Annotated in this window: 23 protein-coding genes; 4 read left to right on the top strand and 19 right to left on the bottom strand. The window is 75.4% G+C overall.

Annotated features, from left to right (window positions below):
- The first annotated feature begins 199 nt into the window (after window positions 1–199).
- The gene (gene bldD / locus ACQP12_RS11220; protein WP_013285505.1) at window positions 200–688 is read left to right on the top strand and encodes a transcriptional regulator BldD; all 489 of its coding nucleotides are present in this window, start codon (window positions 200–202) and stop codon (window positions 686–688) included.
- A 98-nt stretch (window positions 689–786) separates the two neighbouring features.
- On the opposite strand, the gene nusB is transcribed toward bldD, so the two are convergent.
- From nusB to aroB, 4 genes are all read right to left on the bottom strand, one after another.
- Window positions 787–1,197, bottom strand: a complete 411-nt coding sequence (gene nusB / locus ACQP12_RS11215; RefSeq protein ID WP_210406048.1) for a transcription antitermination factor NusB — start codon at window positions 1,195–1,197, stop codon at window positions 787–789.
- A gap of 23 nt (window positions 1,198–1,220) precedes the next feature.
- Window positions 1,221–1,778: an elongation factor P gene (gene efp, locus ACQP12_RS11210; protein ID WP_151461581.1), complete on the bottom strand. Its 558-nt coding sequence runs from the start codon at window positions 1,776–1,778 to the stop codon at window positions 1,221–1,223.
- A gap of 147 nt (window positions 1,779–1,925) precedes the next feature.
- Window positions 1,926–2,366 (bottom strand): type II 3-dehydroquinate dehydratase, encoded by a 441-nt coding sequence (aroQ, locus tag ACQP12_RS11205; RefSeq protein WP_357946021.1) that lies wholly within the window; start codon window positions 2,364–2,366, stop codon window positions 1,926–1,928.
- A complete protein-coding gene (gene aroB, locus ACQP12_RS11200; RefSeq protein ID WP_433287237.1) occupies window positions 2,363–3,439 on the bottom strand; it encodes a 3-dehydroquinate synthase in 1,077 nt (358 codons plus the stop codon). The genes aroQ and aroB overlap by 4 nt, the downstream gene beginning before the upstream one ends.
- Window positions 3,440–3,576: 137 nt before the next feature.
- Here aroB and ACQP12_RS11195 point away from each other — a divergent pair, with 137 nt between their 5' ends.
- A complete protein-coding gene (locus tag ACQP12_RS11195) occupies window positions 3,577–4,101 on the top strand; it encodes a DUF2243 domain-containing protein (protein WP_433287235.1) in 525 nt (174 codons plus the stop codon).
- Window positions 4,098–4,871 carry a cytochrome c oxidase assembly protein gene (locus tag ACQP12_RS11190; protein ID WP_433287233.1) on the top strand — a complete coding sequence of 258 codons (774 nt, stop codon included), beginning with the start codon at window positions 4,098–4,100 and terminating at the stop codon, window positions 4,869–4,871. The genes ACQP12_RS11195 and ACQP12_RS11190 overlap by 4 nt, the downstream gene beginning before the upstream one ends.
- Here ACQP12_RS11190 and ACQP12_RS11185 read toward each other — a convergent pair.
- The 12 genes from ACQP12_RS11185 to ACQP12_RS11130 form a co-directional block, all read right to left on the bottom strand.
- A complete protein-coding gene (locus ACQP12_RS11185) occupies window positions 4,861–5,370 on the bottom strand; it encodes a shikimate kinase (protein ID WP_433287231.1) in 510 nt (169 codons plus the stop codon). The genes ACQP12_RS11190 and ACQP12_RS11185 overlap by 11 nt on opposite strands.
- Window positions 5,367–6,545: a chorismate synthase gene (gene aroC / locus ACQP12_RS11180; protein ID WP_357946035.1), complete on the bottom strand. Its 1,179-nt coding sequence runs from the start codon at window positions 6,543–6,545 to the stop codon at window positions 5,367–5,369. The genes ACQP12_RS11185 and aroC overlap by 4 nt, the downstream gene beginning before the upstream one ends.
- A 124-nt stretch (window positions 6,546–6,669) precedes the next feature.
- Complete coding sequence (locus tag ACQP12_RS11175; RefSeq protein ID WP_433287228.1) at window positions 6,670–7,485, bottom strand: shikimate dehydrogenase; 816 nt, start codon at window positions 7,483–7,485, stop codon at window positions 6,670–6,672.
- Entirely contained in the window at window positions 7,485–8,705 is a 1,221-nt protein-coding gene (mltG, locus tag ACQP12_RS11170; RefSeq protein WP_433287226.1) for an endolytic transglycosylase MltG, read from the bottom strand. Before mltG ends, ACQP12_RS11175 begins: the two co-directional genes overlap by 1 nt.
- Window positions 8,702–9,163 carry a Holliday junction resolvase RuvX gene (gene ruvX, locus ACQP12_RS11165; protein WP_357946043.1) on the bottom strand — a complete coding sequence of 154 codons (462 nt, stop codon included), beginning with the start codon at window positions 9,161–9,163 and terminating at the stop codon, window positions 8,702–8,704. The genes mltG and ruvX overlap by 4 nt, the downstream gene beginning before the upstream one ends.
- Window positions 9,164–9,237: 74 nt before the next feature.
- Entirely contained in the window at window positions 9,238–11,916 is a 2,679-nt protein-coding gene (gene alaS, locus ACQP12_RS11160) for an alanine--tRNA ligase (RefSeq protein ID WP_433287224.1), read from the bottom strand.
- Window positions 11,913–12,218: a hypothetical protein gene (locus tag ACQP12_RS11155; RefSeq protein ID WP_357946049.1), complete on the bottom strand. Its 306-nt coding sequence runs from the start codon at window positions 12,216–12,218 to the stop codon at window positions 11,913–11,915. Before ACQP12_RS11155 ends, alaS begins: the two co-directional genes overlap by 4 nt.
- Before the next feature lie 31 nt (window positions 12,219–12,249).
- Complete coding sequence (locus tag ACQP12_RS11150) at window positions 12,250–12,711, bottom strand: DUF948 domain-containing protein (protein WP_357342426.1); 462 nt, start codon at window positions 12,709–12,711, stop codon at window positions 12,250–12,252.
- Between the two features lie 152 nt (window positions 12,712–12,863).
- Window positions 12,864–13,481 carry a hypothetical protein gene (locus ACQP12_RS11145; protein ID WP_357946316.1) on the bottom strand — a complete coding sequence of 206 codons (618 nt, stop codon included), beginning with the start codon at window positions 13,479–13,481 and terminating at the stop codon, window positions 12,864–12,866.
- A gap of 3,039 nt (window positions 13,482–16,520) precedes the next feature.
- On the bottom strand, window positions 16,521–18,011 hold the full coding sequence (locus ACQP12_RS11140) for a replication-associated recombination protein A (protein WP_433287221.1): 1,491 nt from the start codon (window positions 18,009–18,011) through the stop codon (window positions 16,521–16,523).
- 74 nt (window positions 18,012–18,085) lie between these two features.
- Window positions 18,086–18,298 carry a hypothetical protein gene (locus ACQP12_RS11135; RefSeq protein WP_357946056.1) on the bottom strand — a complete coding sequence of 71 codons (213 nt, stop codon included), beginning with the start codon at window positions 18,296–18,298 and terminating at the stop codon, window positions 18,086–18,088.
- 109 nt (window positions 18,299–18,407) lie between these two features.
- Window positions 18,408–18,992, bottom strand: coding sequence for a GNAT family N-acetyltransferase (locus tag ACQP12_RS11130; RefSeq protein ID WP_433287219.1), 585 nt, complete (start codon window positions 18,990–18,992; stop codon window positions 18,408–18,410).
- Between the two features lie 26 nt (window positions 18,993–19,018).
- On the opposite strand from ACQP12_RS11130, the gene ACQP12_RS11125 reads away from it, so the two are divergent.
- Window positions 19,019–19,759 carry a GNAT family N-acetyltransferase gene (locus ACQP12_RS11125; RefSeq protein ID WP_433287217.1) on the top strand — a complete coding sequence of 247 codons (741 nt, stop codon included), beginning with the start codon at window positions 19,019–19,021 and terminating at the stop codon, window positions 19,757–19,759.
- A gap of 150 nt (window positions 19,760–19,909) precedes the next feature.
- Here the strand turns inward: ACQP12_RS11125 and ACQP12_RS11120 are convergent, their stop codons facing one another.
- The 3 genes from ACQP12_RS11120 to ACQP12_RS11110 form a co-directional block, all read right to left on the bottom strand.
- Window positions 19,910–21,286, bottom strand: coding sequence for an MFS transporter (locus ACQP12_RS11120; RefSeq protein WP_433287215.1), 1,377 nt, complete (start codon window positions 21,284–21,286; stop codon window positions 19,910–19,912).
- Window positions 21,283–21,876, bottom strand: coding sequence for a helix-turn-helix domain-containing protein (locus ACQP12_RS11115; RefSeq protein ID WP_433287213.1), 594 nt, complete (start codon window positions 21,874–21,876; stop codon window positions 21,283–21,285). Before ACQP12_RS11115 ends, ACQP12_RS11120 begins: the two co-directional genes overlap by 4 nt.
- Before the next feature lie 86 nt (window positions 21,877–21,962).
- Window positions 21,963–22,772 carry an SDR family oxidoreductase gene (locus tag ACQP12_RS11110; RefSeq protein ID WP_433287211.1) on the bottom strand — a complete coding sequence of 270 codons (810 nt, stop codon included), beginning with the start codon at window positions 22,770–22,772 and terminating at the stop codon, window positions 21,963–21,965.
- Window positions 22,773–22,818: the final 46 nt, after the last annotated feature.

Below are 22,818 nucleotides of genomic sequence, written 5' to 3'. Positions count from 1 at the left end.
CTTCACGCCACGTTACCAGCGGTCACCGGGCCGGCCGCCGCCGGGACTGACCAGCCGGTCAGCGTGGAGAAATGTGGACAACCCGTACGCCGGGCCTACCGGGGTCGTCACGAACACTTGACCGCGTGTCGCAATCCCCGTACCGTCACGCTCCGTAGCGATAGCTGGGAGAACCCCGAGCAGCACTGGGAGTGTCCGAATGCCCTCTGAATACGCCAAGTCGCTGGGCGCCCGCCTGCGCTCCATCCGCCAGCAGCAGGGCCTGTCCCTGCAGGGTGTGGAGGAGAAGTCGAACGGGCGGTGGAAGGCCGTGGTGGTCGGCTCGTACGAGCGTGGCGACCGCGCCGTCACCGTGTCCCGCCTGGCGGAGCTGGCCGACTTCTACCGAGTTCCCGTCTCGGAGCTGCTGCCCGACGGCAGCGGGGTGCGCCACGAGCCCACCAGCAAGATCGTTCTGGACCTGGAGCGGCTCTACGACGAGGCCTCCGAGGACCTGGCCTACGTCGCCCGGTACGCCCGCGCCATCCAGCAGCAGCGCGGCGACTACAACGGCCGGGTGCTCTCCATCCGCGCCGACGACCTGCGCGCCCTCGCGATCGTCTACGACGCCTCGCCGTCGGGCCTGATCGAGCGGCTCACCGAGCACGGTGTGCTGGTCGCCGACCCGCGGGCGTTCTTCGCCTCCTGACGCGCCCGACACGAAGGGCCCGCGCCGTTCGGCGCGGGCCCTTTCGTTGTCGGCGGCTCCGAGTCGCGGCGCGGCGTCGAGCTGGCGTTGCCGCAGCGTCAGCGGGTGGCGTACTCGGCGATCCGGCCGAGGATGCCGTTGAGGAAGCGCGGCGAGTCGTCAGTCGACATCTGCCGGGCCAGCTCGACGGCCTCGCTGATCGCCACCGCGTCGTCGATCTCGTCGACGTAGAGCAGCTCGTAGACCGCGATCCGGGCCAGGTTGCGGTCGACCGCCGGCATCCGGTCCAGCGTCCAGCCCTCGGCGTAGCTCGCGATCACCTCGTCGATCCGGTCGAGGTGCGCGGCGACCCCCTCGACCAGGCCGACCGCGTAGCCGACGTGCTCGGGGCGGGGCTTCTCGATCCGCTCCAGGTAGCCGGCGAGGACCTCGACGGGCGGCCGGTCCCGCAGGTCGGCCTCGAAGAGCACGTCCAGCGCCCGCTTGCGCGCCTTGCGGCGCGCCGGCATCTGCTGCTTGGCACCCTCCGCCATCAGGCTCGGCCGAGGTAACGGCCGTCGCGGGTGTCGACCTTGATCTTCTCGCCGGTGGTGATGAAGAGCGGCACCTGGACGGTGGCGCCGGTCTCGACGGTGGCCGGCTTGTTGCCGCCGGTCGACCGGTCGCCCTGCAGGCCCGGCTCGGTGTAGGTGATCTCGAGCACCACCGAGGTCGGCAGCTCGATGTAGAGCGGCAGGCCCTCGTGGGTGGCGACGGTGGCCTCGGCCTCGGGGAGGAGGTAGTTGGCCGCCTCGCCGACGGTGCCGCCGGGAACGGTGATCTGGTCGAACGTCTCCAGGTCCATGAAGACGTAGTCCTCGCCGTCGGCGTAGAGGTACTGCATGGTGCGCTTGTCGACGGTGGCGGTCTCGACCTTGGTGCCCGCGTTGAAGGTCTTGTCGACCACCTTGCCGGACAGCACGTTCTTCAGCGTGGTACGCACGAACGCACCGCCCTTACCGGGCTTGACGTGCTGGAACTCGACGACGGCCCACAGCTCCCCGTCGAGGTTGAGTACCAGGCCGTTCTTGAGGTCGTTGGTGGAGGCCATTTCCTGCCTTGATCTTCAATTGGCGGACAGACCTACGAAGTCTACTAGCTGTGTCGAACCGGGTCGCCGGGCTGCTCGCCGGCCGGGCCCCGCCGAGCCCGGCGCACCGGCCCGGACGTGCGGAACGTCACGCAGCGGGACCGCTCGTCAGGCGCCGTCGGCGAGGCGCCCGGCCAGGTGGTGCAGGGCCAGCCGGTAGCCGTCCACGCCCAGCCCGCAGATCACCCCGGTGGCCACCGCGGAGACCACCGAGTGGTGCCGGAACTCCTCGCGGGCGTGGATGTTGGAGATGTGCACCTCGACCAGCGGGCCGCGCAGCAGGGCGCAGGCGTCCCGGACCGCTATCGAGTAGTGCGACCAGGCGGCCGGGTTGAGCACCACCGCCGCGCCCTCGTCGGCCGCCGCGTGCAGCCAGCCCAGTAGCTCGTGCTCGGCGTCGGTCTGCCGGACCACCACGTCCAGCCCCAGCTCGCGACCGGTCTCCTCGCAGAGGGTCACCAGGTCGGCGTAGCTGGTGACCCCGTAGACGTCGACCTGGCGGGTGCCGAGCCGGCCCAGGTTCGGCCCGTTGAGCACGTGGACCCTCATCCGGTGATCTCCTCGTACGCCCGCGCCAGCAGCTCGTCCGACGGCGCCTCCAGGATCGCCGGGCGGGCCAGGCCGTCCAGCACCACGAAGCGCAGCCGGCTGCCCCGGGCCTTCTTGTCCACCCGCATGGCGGCCAGCAGCTCCGGCCAGGCGTCGGCCCGGTAGCCGGTGGGCAGGCCGAGCGCCGCCACCACGGCCCGGTGCCGCTCCGCGGTGGCCGCGTCCAGCCGCCCGGCGAGCCGCGCCAGCGTGGCCGCGTAGACCAGGCCCACGGCGACGGCGTGCCCGTGCCGCCAGCGGTAGCCCTCCACCTTCTCGATCGCGTGGGCCAGCGTGTGCCCGTAGTTGAGCACCTCACGCACCCCGGACTCGCGCAGGTCACCGGAGACCACGTCCGCCTTGACCCGCACCGCCCGCTCGATCAGCTCGCGGGTCACCGGCCCGGTCGGGTCCAGCGCGGCGGCCGGGTCCCGCTCCACCAGGTCGAGGATCACCGGGTCGGCGATGAAACCGCACTTGACCACCTCGGCCATGCCGGCGGCCAGGTCGGCCGGCGGCAGGCTGTCCAGCGTCGCCAGGTCGCAGATGACCCCGGCCGGCGGGTGGAAGGCGCCGACGAGGTTCTTGCCGGCCGCCGTGTTGATCCCGGTCTTGCCACCGACGGCGGCGTCGACCATGCCGAGCAGGGAGGTCGCCACCGGCACCCAGCGCACCCCGCGCAGCCAGCTGGCCGCGACGAATCCGGCCAGGTCGGTGACCGCCCCGCCGCCGACCCCGACCACCGCGTCGGTGCGGGTGAAGCCCGCCTCGCCGAGCCGGTCCCAGCAGGCCGCGGCCACCTCGACGTGCTTGCCCGCCTCGGCGTCGGGCACCTCGATGAGCAGCGGGGTCACCCCGGCCGCGCGCACCCGTTCGGCCAGCTCCTCGGCCAGCCCCTTGAGCGGGGGCGCGTGCAGGAAGGCCACCCGCTCGGCGTCGGGCAGCAGCCGGGGCGGCGGGTCGAGCAGGTCGCGTCCCACCAGCACGTCGTACGGCCGCTCGCCGCCGACCGGGATCCGGGTCACCTCGTCCATCGCGGGCAGTCTAGTCGAGCGGGCGGCGCCGGGGCGGCGACTGTCCACTCCGTGGCCGATCCGCCGTCACCGACGTTTGACCGGGCAGGAGCGGGCAGTAACGGTGGGGACGAACCCCCGACGGCGGAGGTGCAGGCATGACCCGACCAACCATCGACGGCGCGGACATCCGCGTGCCGGCGACGATCCTCGGCGTGGGCCTCGGCGGCTTCGTCGACGGCATCCTGCTCCACCAGGTGCTCCAGTGGCACCACCTGCTGAGCAGCACCGACACCGACCGGATCGGGATCAGGTACTACCCCGTGGACACGGTCGCCGGGCTGAGGATGAACACGCTCTGGGACGGGCTGTTCCACACGGTCACCTGGGTGGCGGTGCTGACCGGCCTGGCCCTGCTGTACGCCCGGGTCACCCGGTCCCGGGGCCGGCTGTGGCGCTCCCCCGCGCTGTGGGGCTGGGCGCTGGTCGGCTGGGGCCTGTTCAACCTGGTCGAAGGGCTCGTCGACCACCAGATCCTCGGCATCCACCACGTGCACGGCGGTCCGCACCAGCTCTGGTGGGACCTCGGCTTCCTGGCGCTCGGCGCGGTCTTCGTCGCGGTCGGCTGGGCCGTGCAGCGAAGGGCCTCCGCCGTCGACCTCTGCGCCCCGGAGCGGCGGTGAGCCTCGCCCACGCCGGGCACGCCGCCGGCGGCATCCCGGCCGCCGCGCTCGTACCCCCGGTGCTGTTCTGGGCCTACCTGGCGGCGGCGCTGCGGCAGCGGGACCCGGGCCGGCCCGGATGGGACCACCGGCGGACGGCGAGCTTCGGCCTCGGCGCCGCGCTGCTCGCCGCCGGGCTGCTGCTGCCCGCCGCCGACCTGCCCGGGCACATGGCCCAGCACCTGCTGCTCGGCATGCTGGCGCCGCTGGCCCTGGTGCTCGGCGCACCCGGCACCCTGGCCCTGCGGACGCTGGACCGGCGGGTCGGCCGCGCGGCGCTGCGGGTGCTGCGCCGCCCGGCCCTCCAGGCGCTCGCCCACCCGGTGACCGGGCTGCTGCTCACGGCGGGCGGGCTCTGGCTGCTGTACCTGACCCCGCTCCACCGGGCCACCCTGACCCATCCGGCGCTGCACGGGCTGGTGCTGCTGCACTTCGTGCTCAGCGGATATTTGTTCACCTGGTCGATCGCCGGGCCGGATCCCGGCCCGCACCGGCCCCGGGTCCCGGTCCGGCTGGTCGTGCTCGGGGTGGGCGTGGCGGCGCACGCCGTGCTCGCCCAGCTCCTCTACGCCGGCGTGCTCGTGGACGTGGCGGCGACCGGGGACGAGCTGCGGGCCGGCGCGACGGTCATGTACTACGGCGGCGACCTGGCCGAGATCCTGCTGGCCCTCGCCCTGCTCGTCACCTGGCGGCCGGAGCGGGCGCCCCGGCCCGCGGCGGTCAGGGCTTGAGCAGGGCCGCGATCTCGCCGGCGATCTCCTCCGGGACACGCCCGTCGGTCAACACGGTCGCGGTGGCCACCTCGGCGTAGAGCGGGCGGCGCTGCTCCATGAGGTGCTTGAGGGTGGCGCGCGGGTTCAGCGCCAGCAGCGGCCGGCCGGACCCCAGGCCGACCCGCTTCACCGCGTCGGGCAGCTCCACCGACAGGTGCACCACGGTGTGCCCGATCAGCGCGGCGCGGTTCTCCTCGGCGAGGACCGCGCCGCCGCCGAGGGCGAGCACGCCCGCGTGCGAGGCCAGCCCCGCCGCCACCGCGGCCCGTTCGAGGGTACGAAAGTGATCCTCGCCCTCGTCCACGAAGATCTCCGGGATCGGCTTGCCGGCGAGCTGCTCGATGTCGGCGTCGGTGTCCCGGAACTCGACGCCGAGCGCACCGGCGAGCGCCCGCCCCACCGTGGTCTTGCCGGAGCCGGGCGCCCCGACCAGCACGCAGACCGGCCGGGTGCTCATTTGATCACCAGCGCGTCGAGGTAGCCGGACAGGTTGCGGCGCATCTCGGCGACCGAGTCGCCGCCGAACTTCTCCACCGCCGCCTCGGCCAGCACCAGCGCCACCATGGCCTCGGCCACCACGGCCGCGGCCGGCACGGCGCACACGTCCGAGCGCTGGTTGATCGCGGTGGCGGGCTCGCCGGTGAGCACGTCGACGGTGGACAGCGCCCGGTTCAGCGAGGAGATCGGCTTCATGGCCGCCTTCACCCGCAGCGGCTCGCCGGTGGTGATGCCACCCTCCAGGCCGCCGGCCCGGTCGGTCACCCGGCGCACGCCGGTGGCGGTGGGCAGGATCTCGTCGTGCGCCTCGGAGCCGCGCGAGCGCGCCTGCGACCAGCCGTCGCCGATCTCCACGCCCTTGATGGCCTGGATCGACATCAGCGCGGTGGCCAGCCGGGCGTCGAGCTTGCGGTCCCACTGGACGTGGCTGCCCAGGCCCGGCGGCACCCCGTACGCCAGCACCTCGACCACGCCGCCGAGCGTGTCGGCGGCCTTCTTGGCGGCGTCGACCTCGGCGACCATCCGGGCGCTGGCCTCCGGGTCGAGGCAGCGCAGCGGATCGGCGTCGATCCGGGCGGCGTCGGACGGGGCGGGCCGCAGGCCGGGCTTGACCCCGACCGGGCCGAGCTCCACCACGTGAGAGACGATCTCGACGCCGAGGGCCTGCTTGATCAGGGCCTTGGCGACGGCGCCCACGGCGACCCGCGCGGCGGTCTCCCGGGCGCTGGCCCGCTCCAGGATCGGCCGGGCGTCGGTGTGGCCGTACTTCTGCATGCCCGCCAGGTCGGCGTGACCGGGGCGGGGGCGGGTGAGCGGGGCGTTGCGGGCCTGACCGGCCAGCTCCTCCGCGTCGACCGGGTCGGCGGCCATCACGGTGCGCCACTTCGGCCACTCCGAGTTGCCCACCCGGACGGCCACCGGGCTGCCGATGGTCACGCCGTGCCGGAGCCCGCCGATGATCTCGATCTCGTCCTGCTCGAAGGACATCCGGGCGCCCCGGCCGTAGCCGAGCCGGCGCCGGGCCAGCTCGCCGGAGATCTCCGCGGTGGTCACCTCGATGCCGGCGGGCACCCCCTCCAGCAGCGCGACGAGGGCGGGTCCGTGCGATTCACCTGCAGTCAGCCAGCGCAACACAGCGGTCAGTCTGTCACGCCCGGTGTGCGACACCTCGCACTGCCCGCCGCGTCCCGCCCTGCGGACGCGGCCGTCCGGGCGGCGGGCGCGTGGCGCGGCTCCGGGGCCCCGGGCGGCCCCCGGGTCAGGCCGGGGCGCGGGCCTCGGCCAGCGCGGCGCGCATCGCCTCCCGAGGCGCGGACACGCCGGTGAAGTGCTCGAACTGGCCGACCGCCTGGGCCAGCAGCAGGTCCAGCCCGGAGACCACCCGGCAGCCGGCGGCGACCGCCGCCGCGGCGAGCGGGGTGGGCCACGGGTCGTAGACCACGTCGAAGAAGACCGTCCCGGGCCGCCAGTCGAAGTTGTCCGCGAGCGGGTCGGCCACGCCCTTCGGCACCGTGGAGACCACGAGGTCGGCCCGAGCGTGCGCCGGGGCGCCGTCCCACGGCGCGCCGACCAGCGGGACGCCGACCGCCTCGGCCGTCGAGCCCAGCTCCCGTACCGCCTCCGGCCGGCGGGCCACCACGGTCACCTCGGCCGCGCCGATCCGGGCCGCCGCCGCGACGGCCGCCCGGGCGGTGCCGCCCGCGCCGAGCACGGTGACGGTGGCACCCGAGGCGCACCCGGCGGCGGTGAGCACGTCGACCATGCCGGCGACGTCGGTGTTGTCGGCGTACCAGGTGCCGTCGGGCCGGCGTACCAGCGTGTTGGCGGCGCCGACCGCGGCGGCGACCGGCGACGCCTCGTCGGCCAGCGCGAGCGCGGCCTCCTTGCCCGGCATGGTCACCGACAGGCCGGCCCACTCGGGGCCCAGGCCCGCGACCAGGCCGGGCAGCTCGTCGGCCGCGCACTCGATCCGGGTGTACGACCACCCGGTCAACCCGGCCGCCGAGTACCCGGCGTTGTGGATCACCGGGGAGAGCGAGTGGGCGATCGGCCGGCCGACGACGGCGGCCTTCATCAGGTGCAGTTCTCCCCGGTGAGCACCTTGTTGTCGCACATCTTCTTCTGCAGCTGACGGAAGTCGGCGTCGTTCGAGCCGTAGCCCATGGTGCCCTTCTGGTCGATCGTCATGAAGAAGATCCAGTCGCCGGGCGGCGGCTCCAGGGCGCCCTTGAGCGCGGCCTCACCCGGGTTGCTGATCGGGGTGATCGGCAGGCCGGCCACGTTGTGCGTGTTGTACGGGTTCTTCAGGTCGTTGATCTCGCTCTGCAGCAGGTCGTCGGAGTCCTTCGGGTCCTTGCCCTGCAGGCGGAAGTAGTAGTTGATGCCGCTGTCGATGCCGAGGCACTTGCAGCCGATCTTGCCGGCGTAGACCCGGTTGTAGATGACCCGGGAGACCTTCGGCAGGTCCACCGCGTTGACCGATTCGGCCTCGGCGATCGAGGCGGTGATCAGCGCCTCGTACGGGGAGATCTTCCGTTCCTTCTGCGCCCGGTCGACGAAGTCGAGCTGCCCGGCCACGGTCATGAACTGGTCCACCATCATCGACAGGATCTGCTCGGCGGTGGCCTTCGGCGGGATCTCGTAGGTGGACGGGTAGAGGAAGCCCTCGATGCTCTTCGGGCCCTTCTTGCCGTCCTCCCGGTTGAACCAGAAGGCGGGCACGCCCAGCTTGACCGGATCCTTCGCGGCGGTCTGGAAGTCCTTGACCGGGATCTTCGTCTGCTTCGAGAGGATCTGGTAGATGTTCAGGCTGATGGTGCCCTCGGGGATGGTCACCCCGTTGACCACCCGGCTCTTCGGGTCGAGCATCAGCGTGATCACGTCCGCGGCCTTCATCTGCTTGCGGACCTTGTAGCGGCCGACCTGGATGTTCTTGCTGCGCGAGTTCGCGTCGGCGGCCTCGATGAACGCCTTGGTGCTCTTCACCACACCGGCTTCGTAGAGGGTGATGCCCATGTCGGTGAGGGTGTCGCCGGCCTTCACCTCGACCAGCGTCTCGCCCGTGCCCGGGCCGTCGTAGTCCGGGGTGACGAAGTGGTTGCGGATCCGGTCGAAGCCCACGTACGCGCCGCCGCCGATGCCGCCCAGCAGCACGATCGCCATGAGCAGGGCGAAGATGGTCTTGCCCCGGCCGCCACCCGACCCGCCGTTGCGCTTGCGCACGGCGCTGCGCCGGTGCCGGCCCTTCTCCCCCCTCTCCGCCTCGTCGAACCCCAGATCAAGATCGTCGATCATTGCGTCCGCCTCCGCTGCGCGTCCAGCCAGCTCTGCAGAATCTCCACCGCGGCGGCCTGGTCGACCACCGCCCGTTGGCGCTTTCCCCGGACGCCCCGTTCGGCCAGCCTACGACTCGCGACCACGGTCGACATCCTCTCGTCCGTCAGCGTCACCGGAATCGGCCCCATTACATCGGCCAACCGGTCAGCGTACGTTGAGACGTTCGCCGCCGCGGGGCCGTGCTTTCCGGCGAGGTTGACCGGCAGACCCACCACGATCTCCACCGCCTCGTGCTCGGCGGCCAGCCGGACCAGCTCGGCGATGTCGGTGGGCACCGCGTCCGGCCCGGTCGTCAGGTCGCGGGCCAGGGTGACCAGCGGGGTGGCCAGGATGCCGTGCGGATCGGAGCGGGCCACCCCGACCCGGACCTGGCCGACGTCGACGCCGAGCCGGACACCACGGGACAGTTCAGCCATCTACCGGACACCTTTCCCCCGGTACGGGCCAGGGCGGACCGAGCGGTCCGCCCTGGCTTCCATCGGTGCGCACATCAGGCGTCGGCGATCGCCTTCTCCACGGTGGCCAGCAGGTTCGGCGCCTCCGCGGCGGGCAGGCCGCCGCCCTGCGCGAGGTCGTCGCTGCCGCCGCCCCGGCCGGAGAAGGCCGCCTTCACCAGGTCCTTCGCGGTCAGGCCACGGCCCCGGGCGGCCTGGTTCACGGCCACCACCAGCGACGCCTTGCCGCCCGACCGGGCGGCCACCGCGACCACGGCCGGGCGGGCCGGGTCGATCCGGCCCCGGATCTCCTGGGCCAGGGTCCGCACGTCGTTGCCGGCCGCGCCCTCGGGCGCCTCGGTGCCGACGTACGCGACGCCGCGGACGTCCTTCGCCTGCGCCGCCAGGGCCGCGGCCCCGCCGAGCACCAGCTGGGCGCGGAGCTTCTCCAGCTCCTTCTCCGCATCGCGGAGCTGCGTGACGGTCTGCTCCACCCGGTCGGCGACCTGCTCGCCCGGCACCCGGAACAGCTCGGCGAGGCGGGAGACCAGCAGGTGCTCGCGGGCCAGGAAGCCGAAGGCGTCCATGCCGACCAGCGCCTCGATCCGGCGCACGCCGGAACCCACCGACGCCTCAGAGAGGATCTTGACGAGGCCGAGCTGCGCCGAGCGGGCCACGTGCGTGCCGCCGCACAGCTCGCGGGCGTAGTCGCCGACCTCGACGACCCGGACCCGCTCGCCGTACTTCTCGCCGAACAGGGCCATGGCGCCGATCCGGCGCGCCTCCTCCTGCGTGGTGACGAAGGCGTGCACCTCCAGGTCGGCCAGCAGCACCTCGTTGACCTGCTGCTCCACGTCGTGCAGCACGCTCGGCGCCACCCCGGTCGGGGTGTTGAAGTCGAACCGGAGCCGGCCCGGCGCGTTCAGCGAACCCGCCTGCGTGGCCGACTCCCCGAGGAAGTTGCGCATGGTCTGGTGCACCAGGTGCGTGGCCGTGTGCGAACGGGAGATGGCCCGCCGCCGGGACACGTCGATCTCGGCGTAGCCGGTCTCGCCGGCGCGCACCTCGCCACGGAGCACCTTGGCCCGGTGCACGATCAACCCCGGCACCGGCTGCTGCACGTCGAAGACCTCGAGCTGGCCGCCACCCACCGTGATCAGGCCCTGGTCGGGCTGCTGGCCGCCGCCCTCGGCGTAGAACGGGGTGGTGTCGAGCACCAGCTCGATCGTGTCGCCCTCGACCGCCGCGGCCACCTCGGCGCCGCCGGCCAGCAGCGCCCGCACCCGGGACTCCCGGGTCAGCTCCGTGTAACCGGTGAACTCCACCGCGCCGCCGCCGTCGAGCACCGACCGGTACGCCGACACGTCGGTGTGCCCGGTCTTGCGCGCCTGGGCGTCGGCCTTGGCCCGGCTGCGCTGGTCGGCCATCAGCCGGCGGAAGCCCTCGGCGTCGACCTGCAGGCCCTGCTCGGCAGCGATCTCCAGGGTCAGGTCGATCGGGAAGCCGTACGTGTCGTGCAGCTGGAACGCCTTGTCGCCGGAGATCGACGCCTGCCCGGCCGACTTGGTCTCCGCGATCGCGGTGTCCAGGATCGTGGTGCCCGCCCGCAGCGTGGCGAGGAAGGCGTCCTCCTCGGCGTACGCGTACTGCGAGATCCGGCCGAAGTCCTCGGCCAGCTCCGGGTAGGACGGGGCCATGCAGTCCCGGGCCACCGGCAGCAGCTCGGGCAGCGCCCGGTCCTGGTAGCCGAGCAGGCGGACCGCGCGGATGGCCCGGCGCATGATCCGGCGCAGCACATAGCCACGGCCCTCGTTCGACGGGGTCACCCCGTCGCCGATCAGCATGAGCGCGGTGCGCACGTGGTCGGCGATCACCCGCAGGCGCACGTCGTCCGGGTGCGACTCGCTGGCCACGTGACCCGAGTGCGCGCCGTAGCGCTTGCCGGTCAGCTCGGCGGCCCGGGCCAGGATCGGCCGGACCTCGTCGATCTCGTAGAGGTTGTCGACGCCCTGCAGGATGGAGGCCATCCGCTCCAGGCCCATGCCGGTGTCGATGTTCTTCGCCGGCAGCTCACCGAGGATCGGGTAGTCCTCCTTGCCGGTGCCCGGCCCCCGCTCGAACTGCATGAAGACGAGGTTCCAGAACTCCATGTAGCGGTCCTCGTCGACCGCCGGCCCGCCCTCGCGGCCGTACTCCGGGCCACGGTCGTAGAACAGCTCGGAGCAGGGGCCGCACGGGCCGGGGATGCCCATCGACCAGAAGTTGTCCGCCTTGCCCCGGCGCACGATCCGCTCGGCCGGCACGCCGACCGACCGCCAGATCTGGTACGCCTCGTCGTCGTCCAGGTAGACCGTCGGCCAGATCCGCTCCGGGTCCAGCCCGAAGCCGCCCGCCTCGACCGGCTTGGTGACCAGGTCCCAGGCCAGCGGGATGGCGCCGTCCTTGAAGTAGTCGCCGAAGGAGAAGTTGCCGTTCATCTGGAAGAACGTGCCGTGCCGGCTGGTCTTGCCGACCTCGTCGATGTCCGGCGTCCGGATGCACTTCTGCACGCTGACCGCCCGCCGGTACGGCGGGGTCTGCTGGCCCAGGAAGTAGGGGACGAACTGCACCATGCCGGCGTTGACGAACAGCAGGTTCGGGTCGCTGATGGCGGGCAGCGGAGCGGACGGCACCACGGCGTGGCCGTTGGCCTCGAAGTGGGCGAGGTACCGCCGCTTGATCTCCGCCGTCTTCATCGCTGGTGCTCCTCCGGGAAAATCTCTCGGTCACCGATCCGCGGGTCCTCCCGCAGCTCGGCGAACTGGTCGTCGTACGCCTCGCCGCGGGCGAAGGCCTCGTGGATCTCCTGCTCGCGCTCGGCCATCCCGACCCGGACGTCGTCCACGAAGCTGCGGACCGACTCGACGAGACCGCCGGCCGACTCGGACAGCCCGCTGGCGATGCCCGCCGGCGTGTACGCCTGCGCGGTCCGGGTGGCCTTGCGGACCACCAGCACGCCCACGGCCAGGCCGATGCCCAGCCAGAACAAGCGCCTCATGCTCTCATCCTCCCGCTGTCAGCCGGCCGGGTCAGCGGTTGCCGCGCTTGGCGGCCCGGCGCTGCTGCTTGATGGTGTCGCGCACCTCGCGCTCGGTCTCGGCGTGCCGGCGCGCGGCGGCGGCCTTGCGCACGCCGTAGCCGAACGCCGCGACCTTGACCAGCGGGTTCGCGGCGGCGGCGGAGACCACGGCGGCCAGGTTCGCCACGTTGGCGGTGACGTTCTGCGCGTGGGTGGTCATGGTGTCCACCTTGGCCAGCTGGAGGTTGACACCGTCGAGGGAGGTCTGCACCTGCTCCAGGGCGGTGTTGACGTTCTTCACCGTGGTGTTCACGTCACCGAGCAGCGGCGCGGTGCGGTCGTTCAGGTCGGCGATCATGCGGGTCGTCGCGTCGACGGTGTGCCGCAGCCGCAGGATCGGCACCGCCAGCACGAGCACCAGCATCAGGAACGCGCCGGCCGCGATCAGCGCAGCGATCTCTCCACCACTCACGCGCATGTCCTCCTCAAGCAGTGTCCCGGGACCCGACGCCCCGGGACGCGCGACCGTACCTACCCGGTCCGCCGCGCGCCGACCCGTGACCGGTCAACGGGCGCGGGCGGGCCCGCCAGCCCCAGACCCTACCGTCCGTGATGGAAACCGGCTCACGACGGTGAGGGTGCCGACTCGCCGAGCGGGTCGTCGGTGAGGGTCGGGTACGGGTCCTCGCCGGTGAGTGACGGATCGGTGGTCGGCTGCGGTCCGGTCCGCTCGTCGTCGATCGCGTTGCGCACCTTCACCGACACCAACGAGCCGGTGCACTCACCCGCTGCGGGCGCGGGCGCCGTAGACGGCGGGGGCTCGCCCGCCACCGGTGGCGGCACGCAGGTGGGCTCGCGCACCCAGAGGTCGAGGGTGAGCTCGTCCCGGCGCCAGCAGGTGTAGCTCCCCTTGACCTTCTGCTCCGGGCAGCGGTCCACCTTCCACCGCTGCCAGCCGTCCCCGGACAGGGCCGCCTCGTAGGCCTGCGCGGTCTCCTTCCAGGGCTTCTGCGACTCGACGGTGCGTTCCCGCAGCCGGCAGTCCTGGAGGCACCACCGGCTACCGCTGACGTTGTCCACCGTCTTCGCCGCCGCCCAGGACGGCACGTTCAACGCGTCGAGGGTGTCGAAGACCGGGTCGTGGCTCAGCGTGCGCAGCCCGAAGTAGAGCGGCAACGCGCCGAGCAGCACGACGCTGACCAGGGCGAGGATGCCCATCCGCAGCCGCCGCCGCTCGCGCATCTGCCGGCGCAGTTCCGAGCGGGCGCCCCGCAGGCCGCCCGCCGCGTCGTCGGCGTCCGCCGGCCCGGCCTCGGCCCGGCGCAGCGCCGGTCCGGCGCCATCGCCCGGCCGCGCCGGCTCTGCCGGGGGTACGACGGCCGCGGCCCGCGCCACCGCCGGCTCCCCGGGGGGTACGACCGCCGCCGCCCGCGCCACCGCCGGTTCCCCGGGGGGTACGGCCGCCGCGGCCCGCGCCACCGCCGGCGCGCCGGGCCCCTGCGGCACGGCGCCCGGGCCATTCGTTCCGGGCCGGGTGGGCTCCGGCGGGTGCGGGTTCGCCCGGCCGGCCGGACGCGGCCGCCCGGGCCACCGGGGGGCCACCGGCCGCGGCGCGCGGGTCGCCGGTCGGGTCGCCGCCGTCCGGGCGGGCGGAGCCGCGGGCCGGACCACGCGCGTCGCCGCCGGCCGGACCCGCTCCGGGGCGTCCCGGCGGCACGGGGCGACGGCCGGCGTCGGGGCCGGTCCGCGCGGGGGCGCCCCCGGCGGGGAAGCCACCGGTCCGTGCGGGGTCGCCCGCGGCGAAGCCACCGGTGCGCGCCGGGTCACCGCCGACCGGGAAACCGCCGGTACGCGCCGGGTCACCGCCGACCGGGAAACCGCCGGTACGCGCCGGGTCACCGCCGACCGGGAAACCGCCGGTGCGGGCGGGGTCGTCGGTGGGCGGGCGTCCGCCGGGCCGGGCCGGGCCGCGCGCGGGACCGGGCTGGTCGGGCTTCAGCGGAGGCACCGCTGCGCCGACGCGGCCGGTCGCGCCACGGTCGGGGGCGGCCGGGCCGCCGCGCCGCGCGGCGGTCGGCTCGTCCGCCGGGGGGCCGCCCGGGCGGCGGACCGCCGGCATGGCGGGGTCGCTGTGCGAGGTGCGGCCGGCCTGGCGCAGCCAGTCGGCGGGCCGCTCGGGCCGCGACGGGCGAGCCTCGTCCGCGGCCTCGCGGGCCCCACGCCGTGCGGCCGGCGGAGCGCCGCCGGTGGCACCGGGTCCGCCCGGCGCGTCAGCGGCGGCGCGACGGCCGGTCGGAACGTCAGGGGCGGCGCGGCGGCCGGCCGGGGCCTCGGGCGCGGCGTGACCGCCCGCCGGGGCGTCCGGCGCCGCACGGCGACCGGCCGGCGCGTCGGGCGCGGCACGGTGGCCGGCGTCGGGCGCGGCACGGTGGCCGGCCGCGGGCGGGGCGTCGCCGGGGGCGCGGTGGCCGGGCGCCGTGGCCGCGCCGTCGGGAGCACCCCGACGGCCCGGCGGCGTTCCGGGGTCACCGGCGGCGGGCCGTCGACCCGACGGCATCGCCGCCTCGTCGGGAGCGATCCGGCGGCCACGCGGCACGGCGGCGATGTCGGGCGCGCCGGTCGGCGGCGCGACGTTCTCAGGAGCGCCCCGGCGACCGGGCGGGACCGCCGGCCCGTCGGGAGCCGCCCGGCGGCCGGGCGGGGACGCCGGGACGGCACCGGCTCGCCGGCCGGTCGGCGGCGGGACGTCGGCAGCGGGCCGGGTGCCGGGTGCGGCGCCGGCCTGGCCGCGGCGCGGGGTCGGGGTGGCGCCGTCCGGTCGACGGTCGGCGTCGGGACCGGCGGCCGGCACCGGCGGGGCGTTTCCGCTGCGCGGCACCGCCGGGTGGTCGGGTTCCCCGGCGCGCCGGCGGCCACCGGGCCGACCGCCGGCACCGTCCACCGTGGGCATGCCGGCGGTGGACGGCTCGGAGCGCTGCGGGGCGCGGCCACGGCCCGGCCCGGGGTAGCCCGCCTGCGGCCCGCCGCTCACCGGATCGGTGGGCCGGCCGACGCCGGGCGCGGCGGCGCGCGCCGAGGGCGCACCGCCGCGACCGGACTCCGAGGGCACACCGGCGCGGCCGGGCTCCAAGGGCACGCCGGCCCGGCCGGATTCCAAGGGCACACCGGCCCGGCCGGACTCCGAGGGCGCACCGGCGCGGCCTGGCGCCGCGGTGGCCCGACGGCCGGCACCGGAGACGGGCCGGACCGCGGGATCGGCAGGACCCGCGGCGGCCCGACGCCCGGCGGCGGGCGGGGCACCGTCGGGCACCGCCCGACGGGCACCGCCGGCGGCCGGCGGGACGCCGGGACCGGGGTCGGATACGCCGCGACGGCCCGGCGCGGGCACGCCGCCCTCCGGGGCCGGCCGGCGGCCGGCGCCCGAGACCGGGCGGACGCCCGGCTCGGCGCCGTCGGGCAGGGCCCGCCGGCCGCCGCCGGAGACGGGTCGCACCGCCGGGTCGACGCCACCCGGCCGGGGGCCGCCGGCCGGGCCGGCGGGCGCCTCGGCGCCGTGGCGACCGCGCGGGGTGGGCGGAACCGCGTTCCGGGCGCCGTCCGGGCCGGGCCAGCCGGGACCGGGATTCGGGCCACCGTAACCGCGTTCGGGGGCGGGACCGGCGCCCTGACCGGCGCGGCCGGGAACCGGGCCGGCGGGGGGCGCGACACGCGGGCCGGGCGGGCCGCTCACCCGGCCGGGAGCCGGCGGCTGCTGGCCGGCCGGGGCGTCGGGGTTGCGGCGGGGCGGGCGGGACGGCTCACCGGGGGCGCGGGTGGGCTCGGCGGGACGCCGGGTCGGTTCGGGTGCGCCGGGCCAGGGGCCGTCGACGGGGCGACGCGGTGCCGCCGGATCGGGGCCGCCGGGGCGGGCGGGTGGCGTGGCGGGGCCAGTCGGTCCGGCCTCGGGGGCACGGCGGGCCGGCGGGGTCTGCGGCCCGGGCCGGGCGGGCGCGGCCGGTGGCACCGCGCCCGGGCGGGCCGCCCCGGGCGGTTCCGGCGCGGGCGGACCGGGGCGGGGACCCGGAGCGGGTGGCGGCACGGCGCCGGGCGCTTCCCCGCCCGGGCCCAGGTCGTTGCGCTGCTGCTTGGCCGTCCGCAGGTCGTCGATCCAGCCGAACTCCTCGCCGGCGGTCGCCTCGGCCGGCTCCGCGTCGGCCTTGCCGCGCCCCCACCGGCGGCCCTTGGCACGCGGGTCCCGCCGCTCGTCGGGGCCGTCCGCCGGCTGCTCCGGACCACGCGCCATCACTGCTGACCCTCCCCCACGGCGTCGCTGCCGCCCTCGTTCGCGCCGTCGGCCCGCGCGGCGTCCGCCGGGCGGCCGCCGCTCACCGCCGCCTCGACCCGCGCCGGCGGCGCGGGCAGCCCGCGCACGATCCGGCGCAGCAACGGCAGCCGGGTGGCCACCGCCCGCTCCGCGCCGTGCCCGCTGGGTTGGTAGTAGTCGGTCCCGACGAGGTCGTCCGGAACGTACTGCTGGGTGACCACCCCACGGTGGTCGTCGTGCGGGTAGCGGTAGCCGGCACCGTGCCCGAGGCCCCGGGCGCCGGCGTAGTGGGAGTCGCGCAGCCCGCGCGGCACCGCCCCGCCGCGACCGGCGCGTACGTCGGCGATGGCCGCGCCGATGGCGGTGGTGGCCGAGTTGGACTTCGGGGCGGTGGCCAGGTGGATGACCGCCTGGGCCAGGTTGAGCTGGGCCTCGGGCAGGCCGACGTATTCGACGGCGTGCGCGGCGGCGGTCGCGACGGTCAGCGCCGTGGGATCGGCCATGCCGACGTCCTCGCTGGCGAAGATCACCATGCGTCGGGCGATGAACCGGGCGTCCTCGCCGGCGACCAGCATCCGGGCCAGCCAGTGCAGCGCGGCGTCCACGTCCGAGCCGCGCATGCTCTTGATGAACGCGCTGGTCACGTCGTAGTGGGCGTCGCCGTCGCGGTCGTAGCGGACGGCCGCCACGTCGACCGCCTGCTCGGCGACGGCGAGGTCGATCCGGTCGACGCCGCGCGCGGTCGCGGTGGCCGCCGCCGCCTCCAGCGCGGTGAGCGCCTTGCGCACGTCACCGCCGGCGAGGCGGACGAGGTGGTCCTCGGCGTCGGTCGCCAGGGTGAGCGCGCCGCCCAGCCCGCGCTCGTCGGCGACCGCGCGGTGCAGCAGGCCGCGTACGGCGTCGTCGTCCAGGGGCTGGAGGGTCAGCAGCACGCAGCGGGAGAGCAGCGGTGAGATGACCGAGAAGTACGGGTTCTCGGTGGTCGCCGCGAGCAGGGTGACCGTGCGGTCCTCGACGGCGGCGAGCAGCGAGTCCTGCTGGGTCTTGCTGAACCGGTGCACCTCGTCGATGAAGAGCACGGTCGGCGGGCCCCCGGCGCGGCGCTGCCGGCGGGCGGTCTCGATGACCGCGCGGACGTCCTTCACCCCGGCGGTCAGCGCCGACATGGCGACGAAGCGGCGGTCGGTGGCCCGGGCCACCAGGTGCGCGATGGTGGTCTTGCCGCTGCCGGGCGGCCCCCAGAGGATCACCGACATCGGTGCCGCGGCCTCGACGAGCTGGCGCAGCGGGGCGCCGGGCGCGAGCAGGTGGTCCTGACCGACCAGCTCGTCGATGCTGGCCGGCCGCATCCGGACGGGCAGCGGCGAATCCGCCGCGGCGGCGGTGAACCCGTCGACGCCGCCGGAACCCGCGGGGGCGCTGGGCGCTCCGGCGGGTTCGCCGAGGGTGAAGAGGGCGTCGGATTCCATCACGAGAACAGTACCGGGCCGGGCCGACGACGCTGGAATCGCGCCGCCGCCCGGCCCGGGATGGTCGTTTCCGGTCAGCCGCGACCCGGACGCCGGCCCCGGTACCAGCGGCCGCCGCCCCCGCCCCGGGTGCCGGAGCCGACCCCGGCCAGGTAGAGGGAGAGCAGCAGGAAGCCGATGAGCATGAGGGTGTGGGTGTTGAACAGGTCGGGCGCGCCGAGGTTCGTGTCCAGGAAGTCGATCAACAGGGCGAAGCCGAACACGATGGCCGCGAGAATGGCGAGCATGGTCGTTCCTCCGGTGGGGGGTCCCAGTAGGTCGGCCACGGATGTACCCGATCGGTCTGTTCGTCAATCTCCACCATGGAACGCCCCGTCGGCGGGCGGCGGTTTCGCGTCAGCGGTCGGTGGCGAGGATCGCGTACCGGACGGAGTCCCACCAGGAGTCCCGGACCAGCAGGTGGTCCCGGCTGATCCCCTCGCACCGCATGCCGGCCTTCTCCAGCACCCGCCGCGAGGCGGCGTGGTCCGGCCGGGTCGTCGCCTCCACCCGGTGCAACCCCACCGGCCCGAACGCCAGGTCGAGCAGCAGGCCGGCGATCTCCGTGCCGAGCCCCCGGCCCCAGTGGTCGGGGTGCACCACGTAGCCGATCTCGCCCCGCCGGTGCGCCACGCTCTCCACGGTGAGGGTGCCCAGCCCGAGCAGCGACGCCCGACCTGCCGACCCGGTGTCGTCGTGGGCCGGCTCGACGGCGGCCAGCCGGTACGCGGGCCGCGGCTCGCCGACCGCCGCCTCCCGCCAGGTGGACAGGGCGGCGTGAACGTCGTCCCGCGTGGGGGCCCGCTCGTCCAGCATCCGGTCGAACACCCGTGGCTCGGTCAGCAGCGCGTGCAGCGCCGGCACGTCGTCGTCGGCCCATTCCCGCAGCACGCAGCGCGGGCCGGACAGGCGCACCGGTCGTACGGAGTGGAGGGGGGTCATGAGTTCTCCTCTCGTAGGCTGGCCGCATGATCACTGCCGAGGAGGTCCTGTCGGGGCGGGACACCCTGCTCGCCGCCGCCGGCCACCACCCGTACGCCCGGCACGCCCTCTGGCGCGACCGGGAGGCGCGGGGCTGGCGCCGGGACGGCGCGGTGGGCTGGCTGCTCCCGCCGGAGCACGGGCCGGCCGGGGGCGCGCTCGGGGCGGCCGGGCCGGCGCTGGACGTCTTCGCGGGTCTGGTGGCGGGCGGGACGCTGCACGCGGGCCAGTGGCTGCACCTGCCCCGGACCGATCCGGCGGAGGTGGCCGGCCGGTTCGCCGTGGCCCGGCTCGACGAGTGGGACTTCCTCTGGACCACCGCCGCCCCGCCGGAGCAGCCGGAGGAGGGGCGCGTGGTCCGCCTCACCGAGGCCGACCACCCCGCGCTGGCCGCGCTGATCGAGGAGGCCTTTCCGAGCACGACGTCCCGCCCGGGCGACCCGCGCATCGTCGACTGGTACGGCATCCGGGACGGCGACCGGCTGGTGGCGTGCGGCGCCGACCGCAGCCGGGGCGACGTCGGTTTCCTGGCCGGGCTGACCGTGGCGCCCGGCCGCCGGGGCCGCGGGCTCGGCGCGGCGCTCACCGCCGGGATGACCCGCGCCCTGCTGGCCCGGTACGACCACGTGGCGCTCGGCGTCTACACCGCCAACGTCGGGGCGGTCCGGCTCTACCGCCGGCTCGGCTACACCGGCACCGAGCCCCGTACCTCGGTCCACCTGGGCTGACCCGCCGATCACGGCCACCTCCCACTGCGGCTTCCCCGTCAACCTGGCCCGGCCACCTCGCCGAGTCGGCGGCTCACCCACCGCCCCGGCCCCGCCAGCTCGCCGACCTGGCGAGGTCGGGCCGAAGCGGCGGGGCCGGGCACGGGGCGCTCAGTCCGACCGAGCGGGCGCGGAGACGGCGGCCGGGACCGGGTCGACCGGGCCGGCCGGGTCGAGCGCCGGGCCGGGATGGCCCGGGCCGGCGGCCGATTCACCCGGCCGCTGCTCGCCCGCGTCGGGTTCCGCCGCCGCGGTCCGGCGGCCGGCCCGCCAGGCGGGCAGGTAGAGCGGGGCGGCCACGGCGAGCACCACGCCGCCGACCAGCATGGCGACGGTGATGCTGGTGGCGTCGGCCACGGCCGTGAGCACCACGGCGCCGAGCGCGCCGGCCGGCTGGCCCATCATCGAATTCAGCGAGAGCACGCTGGTCCGGTACGGGCCGTCGACCTGCCGGTGCAGCAGCCCCATGTGCAGGGGGTTCGACGCGCCGTGCACGGTGTAGCAGGCCAGGTAGGCGATGAGCACGCCGACCGGGCCGGCGAGCAGGCCCATCCCGACCACGGTGACGCCCTGGAGCACCCGCATGAGCGCGGCGGCGGGCGCGGCGCCGAGGCGGCGCAGCAGCAGCGGGGTCAGCGCGGCGCCGGCCGCGTTGGCCAGCCAGGCCGCGGAGCTGGCCGGGCCGAGCAGTGCGGCGGCGCGGTCGGCGCCGCCGACCACCTCGGCGAGGCGCACCGGCAGCAGCGACTCGAAGGTGACCATGCCGAAGCCCCAGAACAGCTCGACGGCGACCAGCGCGAGCAGGACCCGGTTGCGGCGCAGCAGGCCGACGGCCTGGCCGACCATCCGGGGCGCCTCGGCCACCGAGGCGCGGACCGCGGCGGCGCCCTGGGCGTGCCGGTGCTCGACCAGCAGCACGGTGAGCGCGACCAGCGCGGCCACCTGGAGGGCGATGGCCACCAGCACGGGCAGGGTCAGCGCGCTGAGCGGCCCGACCGGGCCGAGCGCGACCAGGCCGCCGCCGAGCAGCGCGCCCGCGCCGATGGCGACGCCGATGACGGTGCCGGCCCAGCCCAGGCCGCGCTCGTACTCGGCCTTCGGGTCGGCGGCCAGGGTCGCGTCGACGTACCAGGACTCCAGCGGGCCGCTGTCGAGCGCCCGGTAGACGCCCTGCAACGCCCAGACCAGGAAGAACATCCAGAACGAGTCGGCCACCACGAAGAGCACCAGCGAGACCAGGCAGACCGCCCAGGCGACGACCAGCACCGGCTTGCGGCCGAGCGCGTCGGCCAGACCACCGGTGGGCAGCTCCAGCGCCAGCACGACGAGGCCCTGGGCGGTGGCCACCAGGCCGATCTGGGACAGCGACAGGCCGCGTTCCTGCATGAGCAGGACCATCACCGGGGTGAGCAGGCCGGTGGGCAGCCAGCGCAGGCCGTAGAGGGTGAGGTAGCGGAACCGGACCTGGCGTACGGACAGCGCGGTCACCGGAACTCCTTCGGCAGCGGGTAGGTGGCGAGGTAGATCTGGACCGGCTCGGCGCCGGGCTCGGCCGGGTCGGCCTCGGCGCGGTGGCGTTCGAGCAGCGCCCAGACCTCGGCGGTGATCGCCTCGAGCCGGGCGGCCGGGACGGTCATGAAGATGTCGCTCATGCCGAAGGCGTCCCGCCAGGCCGGCGCCCACTCGTGCTGGGTGGCGAACCACTGCTCCGCGTGATGCGCCAGGAGACGCACCTGGTCGCCCTGTATCCAGTCGATCGCGGCGCGGGCGTCGGGGTCGCCGTCGAAGTCGGTCGGCTCCCAGTTGGTGACGTCGTGCGCGGCCTGCCACCAGCGCTGCCGGCCGATGCCCCGGTCGGGGTCCTCCACGACCAGCCCCACCTCGGCGAGCTGGCGCAGGTGGTAGCTGGTGGCGCCGGTGTTGGTGCCGAGGATCTCGGCGAGCGCCGTGGCGGTGGACGGGCCCTTCACGCGCAGCGCGCCGAGCAGGCGCATCCGCAGCGGGTGGGCCAGCACCCGCACCTGTCGATGGTCCAGCCGCACCTCGCGCGGCTCGGGACGCGACCCCTCGTTCTCCATGCCGTGCACAATATCTGTGCACAGTTTCTATGCACAAGAGTTTTGCACAGAAGTTGTGCATGGGAAGGCTCAGGCCAGCACCGGGCTCAGGCCAGCACCTCGCTGATGCCACGCAACCGGGTACGCAGCAGGCCGGCCGCCCGCGAAGAGTCGAGGCGCACCTGGGCGGGGCGGTGCAGGCCGGCCTCGGCGATGGTCGCCGTCTTCAGGCCCGCCGGGTCGAGGCCCTCGTGCCGGGCCACCAGCAGCCCCATCTCGGCGCGGCTGGCCGCCTCCGGGCCGGCCACGTTGAGCGGGCCGGCCAGGTCGGTGGGCACCAGTTCGAGCACCGCCGCGGCCAGGTCGGTCACGTGCACGGGGCAGCGGGCCTCGTCGGTGAGGAGGACGGCCCGGCCGGCCAGAGCGTCCCGGCAGAGCTGGATCTGCTTGCTCCCCTCCCCCACGATCAACGAGGTCCGCACCAGCACCGCGCCCGGATCGAGCGCGCGCACCGCCGTCTCGGCGGCCGCCTTCGCCGCCCCGTACGGGTGCAGCGGCGTGGGCACGTCGTCGTCGGCGTACGGCGTCGGCCGGCCGGCGTGCAGCGCGTCGCTGGACAGGTGCACCAGCCGCGCCCCCACCTCGGCGGCGGCGCACGCGATGTGGGCCGCCCCGTCCGCGGTGACCCGCCAGTCGTCGTACCGGTAGGGGGTGGCCACGACGGCGTCGGGACGTACCCCGGTCAGCAGCGCGCGCACGGCGGCCCGGTCGGTGACGTCGAGCCGGCGCGGCGCGACGCCCGGCACCGCGACGGCGGCCGAGTGGTACGTGCCGGTCACCCGGTGCCCGGCGGCGACCGCCTGCCGGCACACCTCGGCGCCGAGGAAGCCGCTGGCCCCCACCACGAGCAGGTTCATCCCGTCCTCCAGCCGTCGAAAGCCCGCGTCATCATGACGCGGTGAA

This window comes from Micromonospora sp. CA-244673, from assembly GCF_050948395.1.
GTDB lineage: Bacteria > Actinomycetota > Actinomycetes > Mycobacteriales > Micromonosporaceae > Micromonospora.
The sequence above is the reverse complement of the archived record's forward strand: the minus strand, read 5'-3'. Positions and strand labels throughout refer to the sequence as shown.

Coding starts and splice junctions, on each gene's coding strand:
- ACQP12_RS11155 (WP_357946049.1), bottom strand. CDS start 12,218: ATGAGGCGCTTGTTCTGGCTGGGCATCGGCCTGGCCGTGGGCGTGCTG.
- ACQP12_RS11185 (WP_433287231.1), bottom strand. CDS start 5,370: ATGAGCACCCGGCCGGTCTGCGTGCTGGTCGGGGCGCCCGGCTCCGGC.
- ruvX (WP_357946043.1), bottom strand. CDS start 9,163: ATGGCTGAACTGTCCCGTGGTGTCCGGCTCGGCGTCGACGTCGGCCAG.
- bldD (WP_013285505.1), top strand. CDS start 200: ATGCCCTCTGAATACGCCAAGTCGCTGGGCGCCCGCCTGCGCTCCATC.
- ACQP12_RS11145 (WP_357946316.1), bottom strand. CDS start 13,481: ATGCGCGAGCGGCGGCGGCTGCGGATGGGCATCCTCGCCCTGGTCAGC.
- ACQP12_RS11195 (WP_433287235.1), top strand. CDS start 3,577: ATGACCCGACCAACCATCGACGGCGCGGACATCCGCGTGCCGGCGACG.
- ACQP12_RS11115 (WP_433287213.1), bottom strand. CDS start 21,876: ATGGAGAACGAGGGGTCGCGTCCCGAGCCGCGCGAGGTGCGGCTGGAC.
- ACQP12_RS11175 (WP_433287228.1), bottom strand. CDS start 7,485: ATGAAGGCCGCCGTCGTCGGCCGGCCGATCGCCCACTCGCTCTCCCCG.
- aroQ (WP_357946021.1), bottom strand. CDS start 2,366: ATGAGGGTCCACGTGCTCAACGGGCCGAACCTGGGCCGGCTCGGCACC.
- ACQP12_RS11130 (WP_433287219.1), bottom strand. CDS start 18,992: ATGACCCCCCTCCACTCCGTACGACCGGTGCGCCTGTCCGGCCCGCGC.
- ACQP12_RS11135 (WP_357946056.1), bottom strand. CDS start 18,298: ATGCTCGCCATTCTCGCGGCCATCGTGTTCGGCTTCGCCCTGTTGATC.
- ACQP12_RS11140 (WP_433287221.1), bottom strand. CDS start 18,011: ATGGAATCCGACGCCCTCTTCACCCTCGGCGAACCCGCCGGAGCGCCC.
- nusB (WP_210406048.1), bottom strand. CDS start 1,197: ATGCCGGCGCGCCGCAAGGCGCGCAAGCGGGCGCTGGACGTGCTCTTC.
- ACQP12_RS11125 (WP_433287217.1), top strand. CDS start 19,019: ATGATCACTGCCGAGGAGGTCCTGTCGGGGCGGGACACCCTGCTCGCC.
- alaS (WP_433287224.1), bottom strand. CDS start 11,916: ATGAAGACGGCGGAGATCAAGCGGCGGTACCTCGCCCACTTCGAGGCC.
- efp (WP_151461581.1), bottom strand. CDS start 1,778: ATGGCCTCCACCAACGACCTCAAGAACGGCCTGGTACTCAACCTCGAC.
- mltG (WP_433287226.1), bottom strand. CDS start 8,705: ATGATCGACGATCTTGATCTGGGGTTCGACGAGGCGGAGAGGGGGGAG.
- ACQP12_RS11110 (WP_433287211.1), bottom strand. CDS start 22,772: ATGAACCTGCTCGTGGTGGGGGCCAGCGGCTTCCTCGGCGCCGAGGTG.
- aroB (WP_433287237.1), bottom strand. CDS start 3,439: ATGGACGAGGTGACCCGGATCCCGGTCGGCGGCGAGCGGCCGTACGAC.